This is a genomic window from Streptomyces lasalocidi, from assembly GCF_005280215.1.
Taxonomy (GTDB): Bacteria; Actinomycetota; Actinomycetes; order Streptomycetales; family Streptomycetaceae; genus Streptomyces; species Streptomyces longwoodensis.
Window position 1 is genome coordinate 250,048 of the sequence record NZ_SZNQ01000001.1, and the last position, 18,523, is coordinate 268,570.

Consider the following 18,523-nt stretch of genomic DNA (forward strand, 5'->3'; position numbering starts at 1 on the left):
GGTGGAAGAGATCATCAGTGCCGTACTGTCCGAGGACGCGGTCGAGGGGGACTTCGGCGCCCTGCCGGTGCCCGACCACTACCGCGGGGCAGTGGTCCTCAGGGACGAGACAGCCATGTTCGAGGGGCTGGCCACCGCCGACAAGGACCCGGGCAAGTCCCTGCACGTCCAGGACGTGCCGACCCCGCTGCCCGCACCGGGCGAGGTGCTCGTCGCCGTCATGGCGAGCGCGATCAATTACAACACCGTGTGGAGCGCGATCTTCGAACCGCTGCCCACGTTCGGGTTCCTGGAGCGGTACGCGCGCTCCGGCCCGGACGCGGCCCGCCACGACCAGCCGTACCACGTCCTGGGGTCCGACCTGTCCGGGGTGGTGCTGCGCACCGGGCCAGGGGTGCGGCGCTGGAAACCGGGCGACCGGGTGGTGGCGCACTGCCTGTCGGTCGAACTGGAGTCCCCCGACGGCCACGACGACACCATGCTCGATCCCGAGCAGCGCATCTGGGGCTTCGAGACCAACTTCGGCGGCCTGGCCGAACTGGCGCTGGTCAAGGCCAACCAGCTGATGCCCATGCCCGAGCACCTCACCTGGGAGGAGGCGGCGTGCTCCGGGCTGGTCAACTCCACGGCGTACCGCCAGCTCGTCTCCCGCAACGGGGCCGGGATGAAGCAGGGGGACGTGGTGCTGATCTGGGGCGCCGGCGGCGGCCTCGGCTCCTACGCCACCCAACTCGCCCTCAACGGCGGGGCGGTGCCGGTGTGTGTGGTGTCGGGGCCCCGCAAGGCCGAGCTGGTCCGGTCGATGGGCGCCGACCTGGTCATCGACCGGGCCGCCGAGGGCTACCGCTTCTGGAAGGACCCGCAGACCCAGGATCCGCGGGAGTGGCGGCGCTTCGGCGCCCGGATCAGGGAGCTGACCGGCGGCCAGGACCCCGACATCGTCGTGGAGCACCCGGGCCGGGAGACGTTCGGTGCCAGTGTCTACGTCACGCGCCGCGGCGGCACCGTCGTGACGTGCGCCTCGACGGCCGGGTACCAGCACCAGTACGACAACCGCTACCTGTGGATGTCGCTGAAGCGGATCGTGGGCACCCACTTCGCCAACTACCGCGAGGCGTGGGAGGCCAACCGGCTCATCGCTCGGGGCATGATCCATCCCACGCTGTCCGCCGTCTTCCCGCTCACGGCTACCGGCGAGGCGACGCGCGAGGTGCACGCCAACCGGCACAGCGGGAAGGTCGGTGTCCTCGGCCTGGCCCCGGCCGAAGGACTGGGCGTGCGCGACCCGGAGACCAGGGAACGCCACCTGGCGGCCCTCAACCGGTTCCGGACACCGCAGGCACGACCGACGGCAGCCGAACGCTAGCGGCCCCTGGGGCCGCGCCCTCGAAGCCCTGTCGTGTGCGGTCGCACGACAGGGCTCGCGGCGTCCGGTGCGCCGCGAGCTGGGGGTCCCCGAGGGGAAGGGCACGGCCCCGTGGGTGCCGTGTCACACGGTGTCGTACGAGCGGAAGCCGCGTCCCGCCTTGCGTCCCAAGTAACCCGCCTCCACCAGCTGTTCCAGCGGGCGGGCAGGGGCGAGCGCCGGCTCGCGGAACGCGCGGTGCAGGGTCTTCTGGATGGCCAGTGAGACGTCGAGGCCGATCACGTCCAGCAGCTTGAAGGGGCCCATCGGGAAGCCGTGGCCGGCCGTCATCACCGTGTCGATCTCGTCGGCGGTGGCCACCCCCTCGCGCATCATGCACACCGCCCGGTTGAGGTAAGGGAAGAGCAGGGCGTTCACGATGAAGCCGGCCCGGTCCGCGCACTGGACGGGCCGCTTGCCGAGGGCGGCGGCGGCCGCGAGGGCGGTGGACACCGTGTCCTGGGCGGTCAGCACCGTCCGTACGACCTCCACGAGCTTCATGACCGGTGCCGGGTTGAAGAAGTGCATGCCCAGCACGTCCTGCGGGCGACCGGTGGCCGTGGCGCATTCGACGACGGGCAGGCTGGAGGTGGAGGTGGCGAGCACGGCGCCGGGCCGGCACACCCGGTCCAGTGCGCCGAACACCCCCCGTTTGACCGCGAGGTCCTCGGCGACGGCCTCCACCACGAGGTCGCAGTCGGCAAGCGCCTCGTAGGCCGACGCGCCGCTGAGCCGGGCGGTGGTCGCGGCGAGTTCCTCGGGGGTCCGCCTGCCGCGGCGGACCTGCCGCTCCAGTGAGCGCCCGACCGCGGCCAGGGCCTCCTTCGCCTTCACCCCGCTGCGGGCGACCAGCGTGGTGGGGTGTCCGGAGCGCGCGCACACCTCGGCGATGCCGGTGGCCATGACGCCGGAGCCGACCACGCCGATGGTGCGGACGGTGCGCGGCACGGCCGCCTGCGCTCCTGTGCGGGCGTCGCCGGCCGCCCGTCCGCCCGCGTAGTCGTGGAAGCCGCGCCCCGACTTCACGCCGAGCAGCCCGGCGGCCACCATGTGCGTCAGCACGGGGGCCGGGGCGTAACCGCGGTCCCCGGTGCGCTGGTAGAGCGCTTCCAGGGTGTCGTGGGCGGTGTCCAGGCCCATCGCGTCGAGCTGCGCGAGCGGGCCGAGGGGCACGCCGCAGCCCAGGGTCATCGCGGCGTCGATGCCCTCCTCGGCGGCGTAGCGCTGCTCGTACATGGCGGCGGCGCCGTTCAGGTACGACATCGTCAGGGCGCCGCCGACGAAACCGGGGCTGTCGGTGCTGGACACGGCGGTGCTGCCGAGGCCGTGCAGCAGCTCGCGGACGTCGTCCAGCAGCGCCCGGGCCGTGACCGGGGTGGCGATCAACTCCACGGCTCCGAGGCCGTCTTCAGGGGCCGTGGGAAAGAAGTGCAGGCCGATCGTGCTCGCCATCCGCCCGGACTCGAAGGCGAGACCGGTCACCGACAGGGACGTCGTGGTGGTCGCGAACACGGTGGCGCCCGGGCACACTTCGTGGGCGCGGCGCAGGACCTGCCGCTTGGCCTCCAGCTGTTCGGGCACCGCCTCGACGAGAAGATCGGCCCGGGCGACGTCGGCGAACCGCGTGGTGAAGTCGACACCCTCCACTCCCGCCGCGCGAGCCCGGTCCCGGGCGCGCTCCAGAGCCGCCTCGTCCACGTCGACCGCGACCACCCGGTGTCCGGTACGGGCCAGTAATGTCATGAGGGCGGAACCCGTTATGCCGAGCCCGACGACCGCAACCGTCGGGAAACGCTGCTGTGCCATGCCCATGAGTCCTTTCGTCAGTGGACCGCGAAGCCGGGGAGTACGCGCAAGGGGACTATGGGAGGTGGGCCGCGGCGGGGTTACGTTACAAAACACCAGGCCGCCGCCCCACCCCTGACCTTCCCCCTACCTCCCCCAGACTCGGCCCCGCACGGTTAGGGGTTGGTCCACGGATCAGCCCCTCCTACGCTCCGACAGAGGCGTGCTCCCCTATTTCCTTTCGGAGCGCGCTGCTTTTCTTCGGTCTTTCCAGGTCCGTCGGACTTTCCGGGTACGGAGAATTACGGGAGGGCATGTGGGTTCCGCGGCACGCACGCAGGAGAACGCGGCGACAGCGCGGCACGAACCGATCGCCGTGGTCGGTCTCTCCTGCCGCTTCCCCCGGGCGACCGGCCCCCAGGCGTACTGGCGGCTGCTGCGTGACGGCGTCGACGCGGTCACCCGCGTGCCGGAGCGGCGCTGGAACGTCGCCGAGGACACCACGGACCCGGGCACGCGCTTCGGTGCGTTCCTCGACGACGTCAGCGGCTTCGACCCGGCGTTCTTCGGCCTGTCGCCCCGTGAGGCGACCGCCATGGACCCGCAGCAGCGCCTGGTGCTGGAGCTCGGCTGGGAGGCCCTGGAGGACGCCGGGATCGTGCCGGCCGACCTCGCGGAGACCGCCACCGGCGTGTTCGTCGGCGCGATCTGGGACGACTACGCCGCCCTCACCCGCCAGGGCGGTGCGGCGTCCATCGGCCGCCACACGGCGACCGGCGTGAACCGCGGCGTCATCGCCAACCGCCTCTCGTACGTGCTGGACCTGCGCGGTCCGAGCCTCACCCTGGACACCGCCCAGTCCTCCGCGCTGGTCGCCGTGCACGAGGCGTGCCAGAGCATCCTGCGCGGCGAGTCGACCCTCGCCCTCGCCGGCGGGGTGAACCTCAACCTGGTGCCCGGCAGCTCCCTGATGGCCGCCCGCTTCGGCGGGCTCTCCCCCGACGGGCGCTGCTTCACCTTCGACGCGCGGGCCAACGGCTACGTGCGCGGCGAGGGCGGCGGCCTCGTCGTCCTGAAGCCGCTGGAGCGGGCCGTCGCCGACGGCGACACCGTGTACTGCGTGATCCGGGGCGGCGCGGTCAACAACGACGGTGCCACGGAGGGGCTCACGGTGCCCAGTGCCCGGGCCCAGGAGCAGGTGGTGCGGCTGGCCCAGGCGCGGGCCGGCGTCACCCCGGCCGACGTGCAGTACGTCGAGCTGCACGGCACCGGCACCCGGCGCGGCGACCCCCTCGAGGCGGCCGCGCTCGGCGCGGTCTTCCAGGGCGCCGAGGCTCCAGTACGGGTCGGCTCCGCCAAGACCAACATCGGCCACCTGGAGGGCGCCGCGGGCATCGCCGGTCTGATCAAGGCCGCCCTGTGCGTCCGGCACCGCCGGCTGGTCCCGCACCTCAACTTCGTGTCCCCCCACCCCGACATCCCCCTGGACACACTCAACCTGCGGGTGCAGACCGCACTGGAGTCGTGGCCGCGGGCCGACCGTCCCCTGGTCGCGGGCGTCAGCTCCTTCGGCATGGGCGGCACCAACTGCCACCTGGTGCTGTCCGAACCCGCGCCGGCCCCCCGGCCCGCGGAACCCGGCACCTCCGCCACCCCGGTGCTGCTGCTCCCCGTCTCCGGCCGCACCGAACCGGCGCTGCGCGCACAGGCCCGCGCGCTGGCCACGGCGGTCCGGTCCGAGCCCGCCGTGCGGCCGCTGGACCTCGCGTACGGGCTGGCGACGACCCGTACGGCCTTCGAGCACCGCGCGGTGCTGCTGGCGGCCGACCGGGACGGCGTCCTCAACGCCCTCGACGCCCTGGCGGCCGACGAGCCCTCCGCGCAGGTCCTGCGGGGTGAGCCGCTGCACGGCGGCACGGCCTTCCTGTTCTCCGGCCAGGGCAGCCAGCGCGCCCGGATGGGACACGAACTGCACACCGCGTTCCCCGTCTACGCCGAGGCGTTCGACGAGGTCTGCGCCCTGCTGGACGCCCACCTCGGCCGCGAAGTCCCGTTGCGGGACGTTGTGTTCGCAGCCGAAGACTCGCCCGGGGCGGCGCTGCTGCACCGCACCGAGTACACCCAGCGCGCGCTGTTCGCCGTCGAGACGGCCCTGTACCGGCTGCTGAGCCACTGGGGTCTGACCGCCGACTTCCTCGTCGGCCACTCCGTCGGCGAGCTCGCGGCGGCCCACGCGGCCGGGGTGCTGTCCCTCGACGACGCCTGTGCCCTGGTGGCGGCACGGGGCCGGCTGATGGGCGAACTCCCCACGGGCGGCGCCATGATCGCCGTACAGGCGACCGAGGACGAGGTGCGTGCCGCACTGGCCGAGCACGGGACGCGGCTGTCGCTCGCCGCGGTCAACGGCCCGACCGCCATGGTGGTCTCCGGCGACGAGGACGCGGCGCTCGAACTCGCCGCGCGCTGGCGGGCCGAGGGCCGCAAGACCAGACGCCTCCACGTCAGCCACGCCTTCCACTCGCCCCGCATGGACGCGATGCTGGACGCGTTCCGGCGGACCGCGGCCCGGCTGGCGTACCACGCCCCGCACACCCCGCTGGTCTCCAACGTCACCGGTCGCCCGGCGACCGCCGACGAGGTCTGCTCGCCCGACTACTGGGTGCGTCACGCCCGCGAGGCCGTCCGCTTCCACGACGGGGTGCGCACCCTGGAGGCGGCAGGCGTCACGACGTTCGTCGAACTCGGCCCGGACGGCGTCCTGACGTCGATGGCCCGGGACTGTGTCACCTCGACGGACACCGCCTTCGTCCCCGTCCTGCGCGGCTCGCGTCCCGAGGTCCGCGCGGCCGCCGGAGCACTGGGCCGCCTCCACGCGCACGGGGTCGCGGTCGACTGGCGGCGCTTCTACGACGGCTGCGGCGCCGTACGCGTCGACCTGCCGACGTACGCCTTCCAGCGACGCCCGTACTGGATCGACGTGCCCGCGGCACCGGGCGATCCGCGCGAGACCGTACCGGCACCGCGGGACGAGGCAGCGGGCAGGCCCGAACCCGAAGAGGCGTCGGCCGGCACGGCCGAAGCCGAGGGTGTGAAGGCCGGTACGGCGGACGACCCGGGGTTGTCGGGACGGGGTGGGCGGGAGGCCGGGCGGAGCACCTCGGCGCCGAAACCGGCCACGCGCGAGCGGGCCATGGCGGACGTGGTCCGGGCCCAGGTGGCGACCGTGCTGGAGCACGACGCGCCCGGTGACATCGACCTGCGCACCACCTTCAAGGGGCTGGGCTTCGACTCCCTCACCCTGGTCGAACTCCGCGACCGGCTGACCCGGGCCACCGGACTCCGCCTCACGCCCTCGGCGCTCTTCGACCACCCCACACCGGCCCGGCTCGCCGAGCACCTGCGCACCCTCGTCGAGGGCGACGCGCCGCAGGACACGCCCGACGCGTCGGCGGCCCCGGCCCCGGACGACGACCCCGTCGCGATCGTGGCGATGGCGTGCCGCTTCCCCGGGGGCGTGGCCTCCCCCGACGACCTGTGGCGGCTGGTGGCCGAGGGCGGCGACGCGATCTCCGGGTTCCCCACCGACCGCGGCTGGGACATGGACGCCCTGTACGACCCCGACCCCACCCGGACCGGGAAGAACTACGTGCGCGAGGGCGGGTTCCTGGACTCCGCCGCCGACTTCGACGCCGCGTTCTTCGGCATCTCCCCCCGCGAGGCCCTCGCCATGGACCCGCAGCAGCGGCTGCTCCTGGAGACGTCGTGGGAAGCGCTGGAGCGGGCCGGCGTGGCCCCTGGCTCCCTGCGCGGCACCCGCACCGGGGTGTTCGTCGGCACCACCTTCCAGGACTACGGACCCCGGCTGCACCAGGGCACCGAGACCACCGAGGGCTACCTCCTGACCGGTGGCACACCGAGCGTGGCCTCCGGGCGGATCGCCTACACCCTCGGCCTGGAGGGACCCGCGGTGACCGTCGACACGGCGTGCTCCTCCTCGCTGGTCGCCCTGCACATGGCCTGCCGGGCGCTGCGGGCCGGGGAGTGCACGATGGCCCTGGCCGGCGGGGTGACCGTGATGGCCACGCCGGGCATGTTCGTCGAGCTGAGCCGGCAGCGGGCCCTGTCCCCGGACGGCCGCTGCAAGTCCTTCTCGTCAGCCGCCGACGGCACCGGATGGGCGGAGGGCGCAGGCGTGCTCCTGGTGGAGCGGCTGTCCGACGCCCGCCGCAACGGGCACCGGGTGCTGGCCGTCGTGCGCGGCTCCGCGATCAACCAGGACGGCGCCAGCAACGGGCTCACCGCACCCAACGGCCTTTCCCAGCAGCGGGTGATCCGCCAGGCCCTCGCCGACGCCCGGCTCTCGGGGGCGGACGTCGACGTGGTCGAGGCGCACGGCACCGGCACCCGGCTGGGCGACCCGATCGAGGCGGACGCCCTGCTGGCCACCTACGGGCAGGACCGGCCCGCGGACCGGCCGCTCCGGCTGGGCTCCGTGAAGTCCAACATCGGGCACACCCAGTGCGCGGCCGGGGTGGCCGGCGTGATCAAGACGGTCATGGCGATGCGGCACGGGCTGCTGCCGCGCACCCTGCACGTGGACGAACCGTCCCCGCACATCGACTGGACGTCGGGCGCGGTGTCCCTGCTGACCGAACCGGTGGACTGGCACGTCGGGGACCGTCCCCGACGCGCCGGCGTGTCCTCCTTCGGCATCAGCGGAACCAACGCCCACGTGATCCTCGAGGACGTGCTCGACGACCAGGAGCCGTCGTCCCCCGAGGACGACGCGTCGGCGACCCCCCTGGTCCTCTCCGCGGACGATCCGCAGGCGCTGCGCGCACAGGCCGCCCGGCTCCACTCCTTCGTCGAACAACGGCCCGACATCCCTCTGTCCGACGTCCGGTTCACCCTCCTGCACGGGCGGGAGGCCCTGGACCAGCGCGCGGCTGTGGTCGGACACGACCGCGCGGACGTGCTCGCCGCACTGGCGGACCTGGCCGGGGGTGAGGCGGGAGCGGGTGTGCTCACGGGAGGCGTCGGCGGTGTCGGCAAGGTGGTGTTCGTCTTTCCCGGTCAGGGTTCGCAATGGCCCGGCATGGGACGCGAACTCCTCGACACCTCACCCGTCTTCGCCACCCACATCGCCGAATGCGAAGCCGCCCTCACCCCGTACGTCGACTGGTCCCTGACCGACGTACTACGCCAGGGCGAACCCCTGGACCGCATCGAAATACTCCAACCGGTCCTCTTCGCCCTCATGGTCTCCCTCGCCCGCCTCTGGCAACACCACGGCATCCACCCCGACGCCGTCACCGGCCACTCCCAAGGCGAAATCGCCGCCGCCCACATCGCCGGAGCCCTCACCCTCGACGACGCCACCCGCATCGTCGTCCTACGCTCCCAGCTCTTCGCCGACCACCTCACCGGACACGGCGCCATCGCCTCCCTCACCCTCCCCGCCACCCACCTCACAGACCAGCTCGCCCAGTACGACGGACGCCTCACCATCGCCGGCATCAACAGCCCCACCACCTGCACCGTCGCCGGACCCCACACCGACCTCACCACCCTCACCCACTGGGCCCGCCAACAAGGCGCCCGCGCCCGCATCATCGACACCACCGTCGCCTCCCACAGCCCCCACGTCGAACCCCTCCACGACGACCTGATCCACCTCCTCGCCGACATCAGCCCACAGGCCGGCACCATCCCCATCTACTCGACCGTCACCACCGAACCCATCGACGGCACCCAGCTCACCGCCGAGTACTGGTACGACAACTGCCGCCACCCCGTCCGCTTCCACGACACCCTGCACACCCTCACCACCCACGGCCACACCCACTACCTAGAAATCAGCCCCCACCCCGTCCTCATCCCCGCCATCACCGAAACCCACCCCACCGCCACCACCATCCCCACCCTCCACCGCAACCAAGGCACCACCACCGACCTCCACACCAGCCTCGCCCACGCCTGGACCACCGGACTCCCCACCACCTGGACCAGGCCGCGATCCGGGGACACCCACATCCCCGATCTGCCCACCTACGCCTTCCAGCACCAGCGGTACTGGCTCACCGAGCCCACCACCGTCGACGATCCCAGTGCCTACGGCCTGCACGCCACCCAGCACCCCCTCCTGACCGCCGCCCTGCACGACGCCGAGACGGGCCGCGTCACGCTGACGGGGCGCATCGCCCCGCGCACGCACGCCTGGCTCGACGACCACGCCGCGCACGGGACCCCGTTGCTGCCCGGCACCGCCTTCACCGAGCTCGTTCTGCACGCCGGTGCCGAGGTCGGCTGCCCTTACGTCGAAGAGCTGACGCTGCACACACCGCTGCCGCTGGCGGCGCCCGTGCAGATCCAGCTCGTCGTCGACGCGCCCGGCGACGGCGGGGAGCGCACGGTGCGCCTCTACTCCCGACCCGTCCGGCCCTCCCGGCCAGGAGACGCGGCAGACCCCGACGAACCGTGGACGCACCACGCGACCGGTGCCGTCTCGGCAGCCCGGGGTGAACAGGCCGCTGAGCTGAGCGAGTGGCCCCCGCGCGGTGCTCAAGTGCTCCCGGTCGAGCGGTTCTACGACGACGCGGCGCTCACGGGTTACGCGTACGGGCCGTCCTTCCGGGGGCTGGAGAGGGCGTGGCGGCTCGGCGACGAGGTGTATGCCGACGTCCGGCTGTCCGAGGAGCAGGTGGAGGAGGCCGGCCGGTACGCGATCCATCCCGCCTTGTTCGACGCGGCGGTGCACACCGCGCTGGTGGACTCCGTGGGTGAGGGCGCGTCGGTGCGGCTGCCCTTCGCCTGGTCCGGTGTCGCCCTGCACGCCGTGGGGGCGACGTCCCTGCGGGTACGGGCCACGCGCACCGGTGCGGACTCGGTTTCGCTGGACCTGGCGGACCCCGCGGGCCGGCCGGTGGCGACCGTCGGCTCGCTGACGTTGCTGCCGGTGACGTCCGAGCAGGTGCGCGGTGTGTCCTCGGCGGGGCATGACGACCTGTACCGGATCGAGTGGACGACGCTCACCGCGTCGACGACCGTCGAGGACCGGCCGGCCTCGGCGTCCTGCGCCGTGATCGGCCGGAACGCCGGTCCGGAATTCGGGGCGTCCGTCCGCGCCTACGGGAGTGTCGCCGAGCTGGTTTCGGCACTCGACGCGGGTGAGCCGGTCCCGGAGCTGGTCCTCCTCCCGGTCACCGCACCCACCGGTGAGGAGGAGGTCGCCGCCGCGGCTCGTCACACCGCCGAACGGGTGCTCGGCGTCGCCCAGGAGTGGTTGGCCTCGGAGCACACGGAGTCCTCGCGGCTGGTCGTCGTGACACGGGGCGCCGTCGCCGTAGGCGGGGAGAGCGGACGGGTCGATCTCGCGCTCGCGCCGGTGTGGGGGCTGCTGCGGTCGGCCCAGGCCGAGAGCCCGGGTCGGTTCGTCCTCGTCGACGTGGAGGCCGAAGGCGGGTCGCTGGCAGCCGGCGGGGCGTCCGTAGCGGCCGGCGAGGCGTCGGTGAAGGCCAATGGGGGGTCACCGGAGGCCGACGGAGGGTCCCAGGAGGAGGGCAGCGGTTCGGTGGTCGCCGCGGTGGCGGCCGTGCTCGCCACGGACGAGCCCCAGCTCGCCGTGCGCGGGGGCGAGGTCCGGGTCCCGCGGTTGCGCCGGGCGACGACCGCGGAGGCGGACGCGGAGTCGAAGTCGGAGGCGAAGTCTGAGGCGGAGGCGGCGACGCCCTGGTCCGCGTCCGGCACGGTGCTCGTCACGGGTGGCACCGGCACGCTGGGCGGTCTGGTCGCCCGCCACCTGGTGGCCGAGCACGGCGTACGTCACCTGCTGCTCACCAGCCGCCGGGGCGCGGACGCCCCTGGTGTCGGCGCACTCGTCGCGGACCTGAACGCGGCGGGAGCGCAGGTCACCGTGGCGGCCTGTGACGCGGCGGACCGGGACGAGCTGGCCCGGGTGCTGGCCGACGTCCCGCACGGGCATCCGCTCGCCGGGGTGGTGCACGCGGCCGGCGTACTGGACGACGGTGTGATCGGTGCGCTGACCCCGGCCCGTCTGGAGCGGGTGCTGCGGCCGAAGGTCGACGCGGCCGTGAACCTCCACGAGCTGACGCGGGGATCGGACCTTTCCGCGTTCGTGCTCTTCTCGTCCGTCGCGGGTGTCTTCGGCAACCCGGGTCAGGCCAACTACGCGGCCGCGAACGCGTTCCTCGACGCGCTGGCCGAACGCCGGCGTGCCGAGGGCCTCCCGGGCGTGTCGCTGGCGTGGGGGCTGTGGGCCGAGAGCAGCGGCATGACGGGCCACCTCGCCGCCGACGACCTGTCCTGGATGGCGCGTTCGGGCATCCGCTCCCTGCCCTCCGACACCGGCCTGGCCCTGTTCGACGCGGCGACCGACGGCGCCGGGAGCGGCCTGCTGGTGCCGGTGGCGCTGGACGGCGCGGCGCTGCGCGAGCGGGCCGCCTCCGGCCTGCTCCCCCACCTGTTGCAGGGGCTCGTCCGTACCCCGGTGCGCCAAGCCGCGCGGCGCGGGGCGGAACCCGACGGCTCCGCACTCGCCACACGGCTGTCCGGGCTCGGCGACGCCGAGCGCGACGAGCAGTTGCTGACGCTCGTGCGCAGCCATGTCGCCGCCGTCCTCGGGCACCGCTCGCCGCAGACCATCGACGCCGAACGGGCGTTCAAGGAACTGGGCTTCGACTCGCTCACCGCGGTCGAGCTGCGCAACCGGCTCGCCGCCGCCACCGGGGTGCGCCTGCCGGCCACGCTCGTCTTCGACCACCCGACGCTCACCTCGGTCGTCGAACGGCTGCGGACCGCCGTCCTGGGAACCACGCCCACCGCCGTGAGCCGGCCGCCGGCGGTCACCCGCGCGGCCACCGACACCGAGCCGATCGCGATCGTCGGCATGGCCTGCCGCTACCCGGGGGACGTACGGTCGCCGGAGGACCTGTGGCAAATGGTGGCCGAGGGCCGGGACGTGATCGCCGGCTTCCCGGCCGACCGCGGCTGGGACCTGGAGGGCCTCTACGACCCCCAGTCGGCCCGGCCCGGCACCTCGTACGCCCGCGAGGGCGGGTTCCTCCACGATGCGGGCCACTTCGACCCCGCCTTCTTCGGCATCTCCCCGCGCGAGGCCCTCGCCATGGACCCGCAGCAGCGGCTGCTGCTGGAGACCTCGTGGGAGGTCTTCGAGCGGGCGGGACTGGACCCCACCGCCCTCAAGGGCAGCCGGACCGGCGTCTTCGCCGGCCTCATGCACCACGACTACGCCGGCCCCGGCGACCGGCTCCCCGAGGGCGTCGAGGGCTACGCCCTCACCGGAACGCAGGGCAGCGTGGTCTCGGGCCGCATCGCCTACGTCTACGGCCTCGAGGGCCCGGCGGTCACGGTCGACACCGCCTGCTCCTCCTCGCTCGTCGCCCTGCACCTCGCCTGCCAGTCCCTGCGCAACGGCGAGTGCGAACTGGCCCTCGCGGGCGGTGTCGCGGTGATGGCGACGCCGGGCGTCTTCGTCGAGTTCAGCAGGCAGCGGGGCCTCGCGGCGGACGGCCGCTGCAAGTCCTTCGCCGCGGCGGCCGACGGCACGGGCTGGTCGGAGGGTGTCGGACTGCTGCTGGTGGAGCGCCTGTCCGACGCCCGCCGCAACGGCCACCGGGTCCTGGCCGTCGTCCGCGGCTCCGCCGTCAACCAGGACGGCGCCAGCAACGGCCTCACCGCCCCCAACGGCCCCTCCCAGCAACGCGTGATCCACCAGGCGCTCGCCAACGCCCGCTTGACCCCAGGTGAGGTGGACGCGGTCGAGGCGCACGGCACGGGCACCAGGCTCGGTGACCCGATCGAGGCGCAGGCACTCCTCGCGACCTACGGGCAGGAGCGGGCGGAGGACCGTCCGCTGTGGCTCGGCTCGGTGAAGTCGAACATGGGGCACGCACAGGCCGCGGCCGGGGTCGCCGGCGTCATCAAGATGGTCATGGCCATGCGGCACGGCCTGCTGCCCCGCACCCTGCACGTCGACGAGCCCACCCCGCACGTCGACTGGAGCACGGGAGCCGTCTCCCTGCTCACCGAGGACACCACCTGGCCCGAGACGGGCCGCCCGCGCCGGGCCGCCGTCTCGTCCTTCGGCATCAGCGGCACCAATGCCCACGTGGTCCTCGAAGCCCCGGCACCGGTCACGGACGAGCCCGGCGACGGACCCACCGGCACCCCGCCGTGGGTGGTCTCGGGCCGCTCACGCACGGCACTGCGCGCCCAGGCGGCACGGCTGGTGTCGTACGTGCAGGAGAGGGAGGACCTGCCCGCCGCCGACGTGGGCACCGCCCTGCTGACGACACGGGCGGCCCTGGAGCATCGTGCGGTGGTCCTGGGCCCGGACCGCGACCAGCTCCTGGAGGGCCTGCACGCACTGGCCGACGAACAGGACAGCCCCCGGGTCGTGACGGGGAGCGTGCGGCCGGGGCGGCTGGCGTTCATGTTCACCGGCCAGGGCTCCCAACGCCTCGGCATGGGCCACGAGCTCTACGACACCGAACCCGCCTTCGCCGCAGCACTGGAAGAAGCCTTCGCGGCACTGGACCCACACCTGCCACGGCCCTTGCGCGAGATCGTCTTCGGCGACGACCCGGAGCTGTTGCAGCAGACCCAGTACGCACAACCCGCACTCTTCGCCGTCGAGACCGCCCTCTACCGGCTCCTCACCGACACCTACGGCCTGCGCCCCGACTACCTCCTCGGCCACTCCATCGGAGAACTCACCGCCGCCCACGCCGCCGGCGTCCTCACCCTGCCCGACGCCGCACGCCTGGTCACCGCCCGCGGACGCCTCATGCAAACCGCACCCACCGGCGGAACCATGATCGCCATCCAGGCCGACGAAAACGAGATCACCCAGCAGCTCACCCCGGGGGTCGACATCGCCGCCCTCAACTCCCCCAGCAGCACAGTCATATCGGGTGACACCGCCGAGGCAGAAGCCATCGCGGACCGCTGCCGCGCCCTCGGCCGCAAGACCAGCCGGTTGAAGGTCTCCCACGCCTTCCACTCCCCCCACATGGACCCCGTCCTCGACGACTTCCGGCAGATCGCCGCCACCCTCGACTACCACCCCGCCCGCATCCCCGTCATCTCCAACACCACCGGACAGCCCGCCGAAAACCTCACATCCCCCGACTACTGGACCCAGCACATCCGCCGCCCCGTCCGCTTCACCGACAGCCTCCACCACCTCACCCAGCAGGGTGTGACGACCTTCCTCGAACTCGGACCCGACGCCACCCTCACCGCCCTCACCCGCACCACCCTCGACGACACCCACGCCACCGCCGTCCTGCGCAAGGACCGCACCGACACGGACGCCCTGCGCACAGCCCTCGCCGAGCTCTGGGTGCACGGCACCCCCGTCACCTGGCCGCACCCCGCCGACCGGCACATCGACCTGCCCACCTACCCCTTCGACCACCAGCACTACTGGCTGCCGTCCGGGTCAGGTGCCGTGGTCGACGCGGCCGGGCTGGGGCTCGGGGCGACCCACCACCCGGTGCTCGGCGCGGCGGCCGTGCTGGCGGACTCGGAGCAGCACCTGTTCACCGGCCGAGTGTCCCTGCGCACGCATCCATGGCTCGCGCACCACACGGTCGGCGGAGCCGTGCTGCTTCCGGGCACGGTCCTCGTGGAGGCCGTGCTGCGGGCCGGTGACGAAGTCGGCTGCTCGCGGGTCGAGGAGCTGACGCTGGAGGCGCCGCTGGTCCTGCCCCGTCACGGCGCGGTCCAGCTGCAACTGCTCGTCGGACCGCCGGACGCCGACGGCAGCCGGTCGGTCCAGGTGTACGCACGGCCCGAGGACGACGGTCGAAGCACCGCGTCGTGGGTCCGCCATGCGAGCGGCTCGCTCGGTACGGGTGACGGCGCCGAGCCCGCCGGCCACACCGTCTGGCCTCCCACGGGCGCCGTGCCCCTGCCGGTCGAGGACTTCTACGACGGTCACGGCAAGGGGTACGGCCCGGGATTCCGCGGTCTGCGCAGCGCCTGGCGGCACGGTGAGGACCTGTACGCCGAGGTGGTCATGCCCGAGGAGCTCAGCCAGGCCGCCCTCTCGCCGGGCGAGTTCGGCATCCACCCGGCCCTGCTGGACATCGCCCTGCACACCGTGTTGCTCGACGACTCCGGCGTCCGGCCGTCCGCACGGCTCCCCTTCGCCTGGAGCGACGTGACCCTGCACGCCACCGGAGCGACGGAGCTGCGGGTCCGCGTATCCGGCTCGGCGGACGACACGTTCAGCGTGGAAGCGTCGGACCCGACCGGGCGGCCGGTGGTGTCGATCGGCTCGCTCGTCCTGCGGCCGGTCTCCGACGAACAGCTGCGCACAGCCGACGGTGGCGGAGCCGACTCCGACGCTCTGTTCCGGGTCGACTGGTCTCCATTCGCCGTCGACGGCCCCGGGTCGCAGGGTGCCGACGGCGACTGGGCCGTGATCACTGCCGCGGCGAGTGAACTGGCCGTCGTCCTCGGTGAGGCGCGCGATTCCCTACGCACCTGCTCCGACCTGTCGGCGCTCCGTGCCGCAGTCGGGGGCGGTGAGCCGGTACCGGAGGCGGTGGTCCTGCCGTACGTCACCCCGCATCCTGCCGACGGTGACGGTCTCCCGGCCGAGGTCCACCGTGCCACCAGGCAGGCACTCGCCGATGTCCAGACGTGGCTGGCGGACGAGGCGCTGGATGACTCACGCCTGGTCGTGGTGACGCGGCGCGCCGTGGCGACCCACGCGGGAGAGGACGTCGGCGACCTGGTGCACGCCGGTGTCTGGGGCCTTCTGAGGTCGGCGCAGTCGGAGCATCCGGGCCGGCTCTTCCTGCTGGATCTCGACGACGACCCGGCCTCGTACGCCGCGCTGCCGGAGGCCGTCGCGTCCGCCGAGCCGCAACTCGCCGTGCGCCAAGGCGCCATGCTCGTGCCTCGGCTGTTCCGATCGGTCACGGACGGCGAGTTGAGTCCGCCGTCCGACGCCGACGCCTGGCGGCTCGACACCGTGCGCCCGGGGACACCCGACGATCTCGAGCTGCTTGCGTGCCCGGACGTCCTCGCTCCCCTCGGTCCCGGACAGGTGCGGGTGTCCGTGCACGCGGCCGGGCTGAACTTCCGCGACGTCCTGATGGCACTCGGCATGTACCCGGGTGAGCTGTCCCTGGGGAGCGAGGGAGCAGGGATCGTCACCGCAGTCGGTCCGGGCGTCTCGCGCTTCGAGGTCGGGGACCGGGTCATGGGCATGCTCCCGCGGTGCTTCGGCCCGTTCGCGGTGGCCGACCAGCGTACGGTCGTGCGGATGCCGGAGGGCTGGTCGTTCGAGCAGGCCGCCGCCGTGCCGGCCGTCTTCCTGACCGCCTACTACGGTCTCCGCGACCTCGCCGATCTACGGGCCGGGGAGTCGGTCCTCATCCACGCCGCGGCGGGCGGCGTCGGCATGGCCGCCGTCCAACTCGCCCGCCACTGGGGCGCCACCGTCCACGCCACCGCCAGCCCCCACAAGTGGGACACCCTGCACGCCCTGGGCCTGGACGACGACCACATCGCCTCCTCCCGCACCCTCGACTTCCGCGACCAGTTCACCGAAGTCGACGTCGTCCTCAACTCCCTCACCGGCGCATACATCGACGCCTCCCTGCACCTCCTGCGCAACGGCGGCCGCTTCATCGAAATGGGCAAGACAGACATCCGCCCCACCCCACCCCACGTGTCCTACCACGCCTTCGACCTCATGGAAGCCGGACCCCAACGCCTCGGCGACATGCTCACCGACATCGTCCAGCTCCTCCAGACCGGCACACTCACCCACCTCCCCCTCGACACACGCGACATCCGCCAAGCCCCCCAGACCTTCCGGCACATGAGCCAGGCCCGCCACACCGGAAAAATCGTCCTGCGCATACCCCAGCCCCTCGACCCACACGGCACCGTCCTGATCACCGGCGGCACCGGCACCCTCGGCGCCCTCACCGCCCGCCACCTCGCCACCACCCACAACACCCGCCACCTCCTCCTCACCAGCCGCCAAGGCACCGCAGCACCCGGCGCCACCCAACTCGCAGACGAGCTGCGGGACCTGGGCGCGCACGTCACCATCGCCGCCTGCGACACCGCCGACCGCACCGCACTGACCCACCTGCTGGACTCGATTCCGGCCGAGCACCCCCTCACCGCCGTCATCCACTGCGCCGGCACCCTCGACGACAGCACCGTCCCGGCGCTCACCCCCGACCAGCTCGACGCCGTCCTGCGCCCGAAGGTCGACGCGGCCTGGCACCTGCACCACCTCACCCGGCATCTGGACCTGTCGGCCTTCGTCCTCTTCTCCTCCGTCGCCGGTGTCATCGGCAATCCGGGCCAGGGCAACTACGCCGCCGCCAACACCTTCCTCGACGCCCTCGCCCACCACCGCCACGCCCACGGCCTCCCCGCCACCAGCCTCGCCTGGGGCCAGTGGCAGCAGGCCAGCGGCATGACCGGGGAGCTGTCGGAGGCCGACCTCGCGCGGTTGTCCCGTGCCGGCATCCGTCCCATGCCGACCGACGAGGCTCTGGCGCTCCTCGACGCCGCTACGGGCACCTTCACGGAAGCCTTGCTCGTACCGGCGCGGCTGGACCTCAAGGCGCTGCGCGCGCGCGAGGTCGAGGGGGCTCTGCCGCCGCTTCTCCGGGACCTGGTGCGGGCGACGGGGCCCGTACGGCGTACCGCGGCGACAGCGCGGGACGCGGCCGAGGGACCGTCGTTCGCTCAGCGGCTGGCGTCGCAGAGTCCGGCCGAACGGCGCTCCAGCGTGCTGGAGTTGGTGCGCACGCACGTGGCAGCGGTCCTCGGGCACGCCTCGCCTGGCGCGGTGGGGGCGACGAGCTCGTTCAAGGAGATCGGCTTCGACTCCCTCTCCGCTGTCGAACTGCGCAACCGACTGGGTGCGGCGACCGGACAGCGGCTGCCCTCGACGCTCGTCTTCGACTATCCGACCTCGGAAGCTCTCGCCGGGCACCTGCTGGAGCAACTCGCCCCGCAAGGGCCGCAGGACTCCGTCTCCGTGCTGGGCGAGATCGACCGCCTGGAGTCGGCGCTCGCCTCGGTCGGGACCGACGGTCAGGACGACGGCACGATCACGACCCGCCTCGAACTGCTCCTGGCGAAATGGAAGGAAGCGCAGAACTCTGCCGCGCGCGCCAGTGTCGCGGACCGGCTCCAGGCTGCGACGCCTGACGAGGTCCTCGATTTCATCGACAACGAACTCGGGGTCTCGTGAACGAGGGACGCCGCCTTCCGCGACTTGCTCATAGGAGGAGCACGGCACATGGCTAA

Annotated in this window: 3 protein-coding genes; 2 read left to right on the forward strand and 1 reads right to left on the reverse strand. The window is 73.1% G+C overall.

Annotation, left to right across the window (positions count from 1 at the left end; all coding sequences use genetic code 11):
* Window position 1 precedes the first annotated feature (1 nt).
* Window positions 2-1,366, forward strand: a complete 1,365-nt coding sequence (gene ccrA / locus E4U91_RS00925) for a crotonyl-CoA carboxylase/reductase (protein ID WP_137304740.1) — start codon at window positions 2-4, stop codon at window positions 1,364-1,366.
* A gap of 123 nt (window positions 1,367-1,489) precedes the next feature.
* On the opposite strand, the gene E4U91_RS00930 is transcribed toward ccrA, so the two are convergent.
* Window positions 1,490-3,211, reverse strand: a complete 1,722-nt coding sequence (locus E4U91_RS00930; RefSeq protein WP_137304741.1) for a 3-hydroxyacyl-CoA dehydrogenase family protein — start codon at window positions 3,209-3,211, stop codon at window positions 1,490-1,492.
* 295 nt (window positions 3,212-3,506) lie between these two features.
* Between E4U91_RS00930 and E4U91_RS39540 the strand changes: the two genes are divergently transcribed.
* A complete protein-coding gene (locus E4U91_RS39540; protein ID WP_137304742.1) occupies window positions 3,507-18,467 on the forward strand; it encodes a type I polyketide synthase in 14,961 nt (4,986 codons plus the stop codon).
* Window positions 18,468-18,523 lie beyond the last annotated feature (56 nt).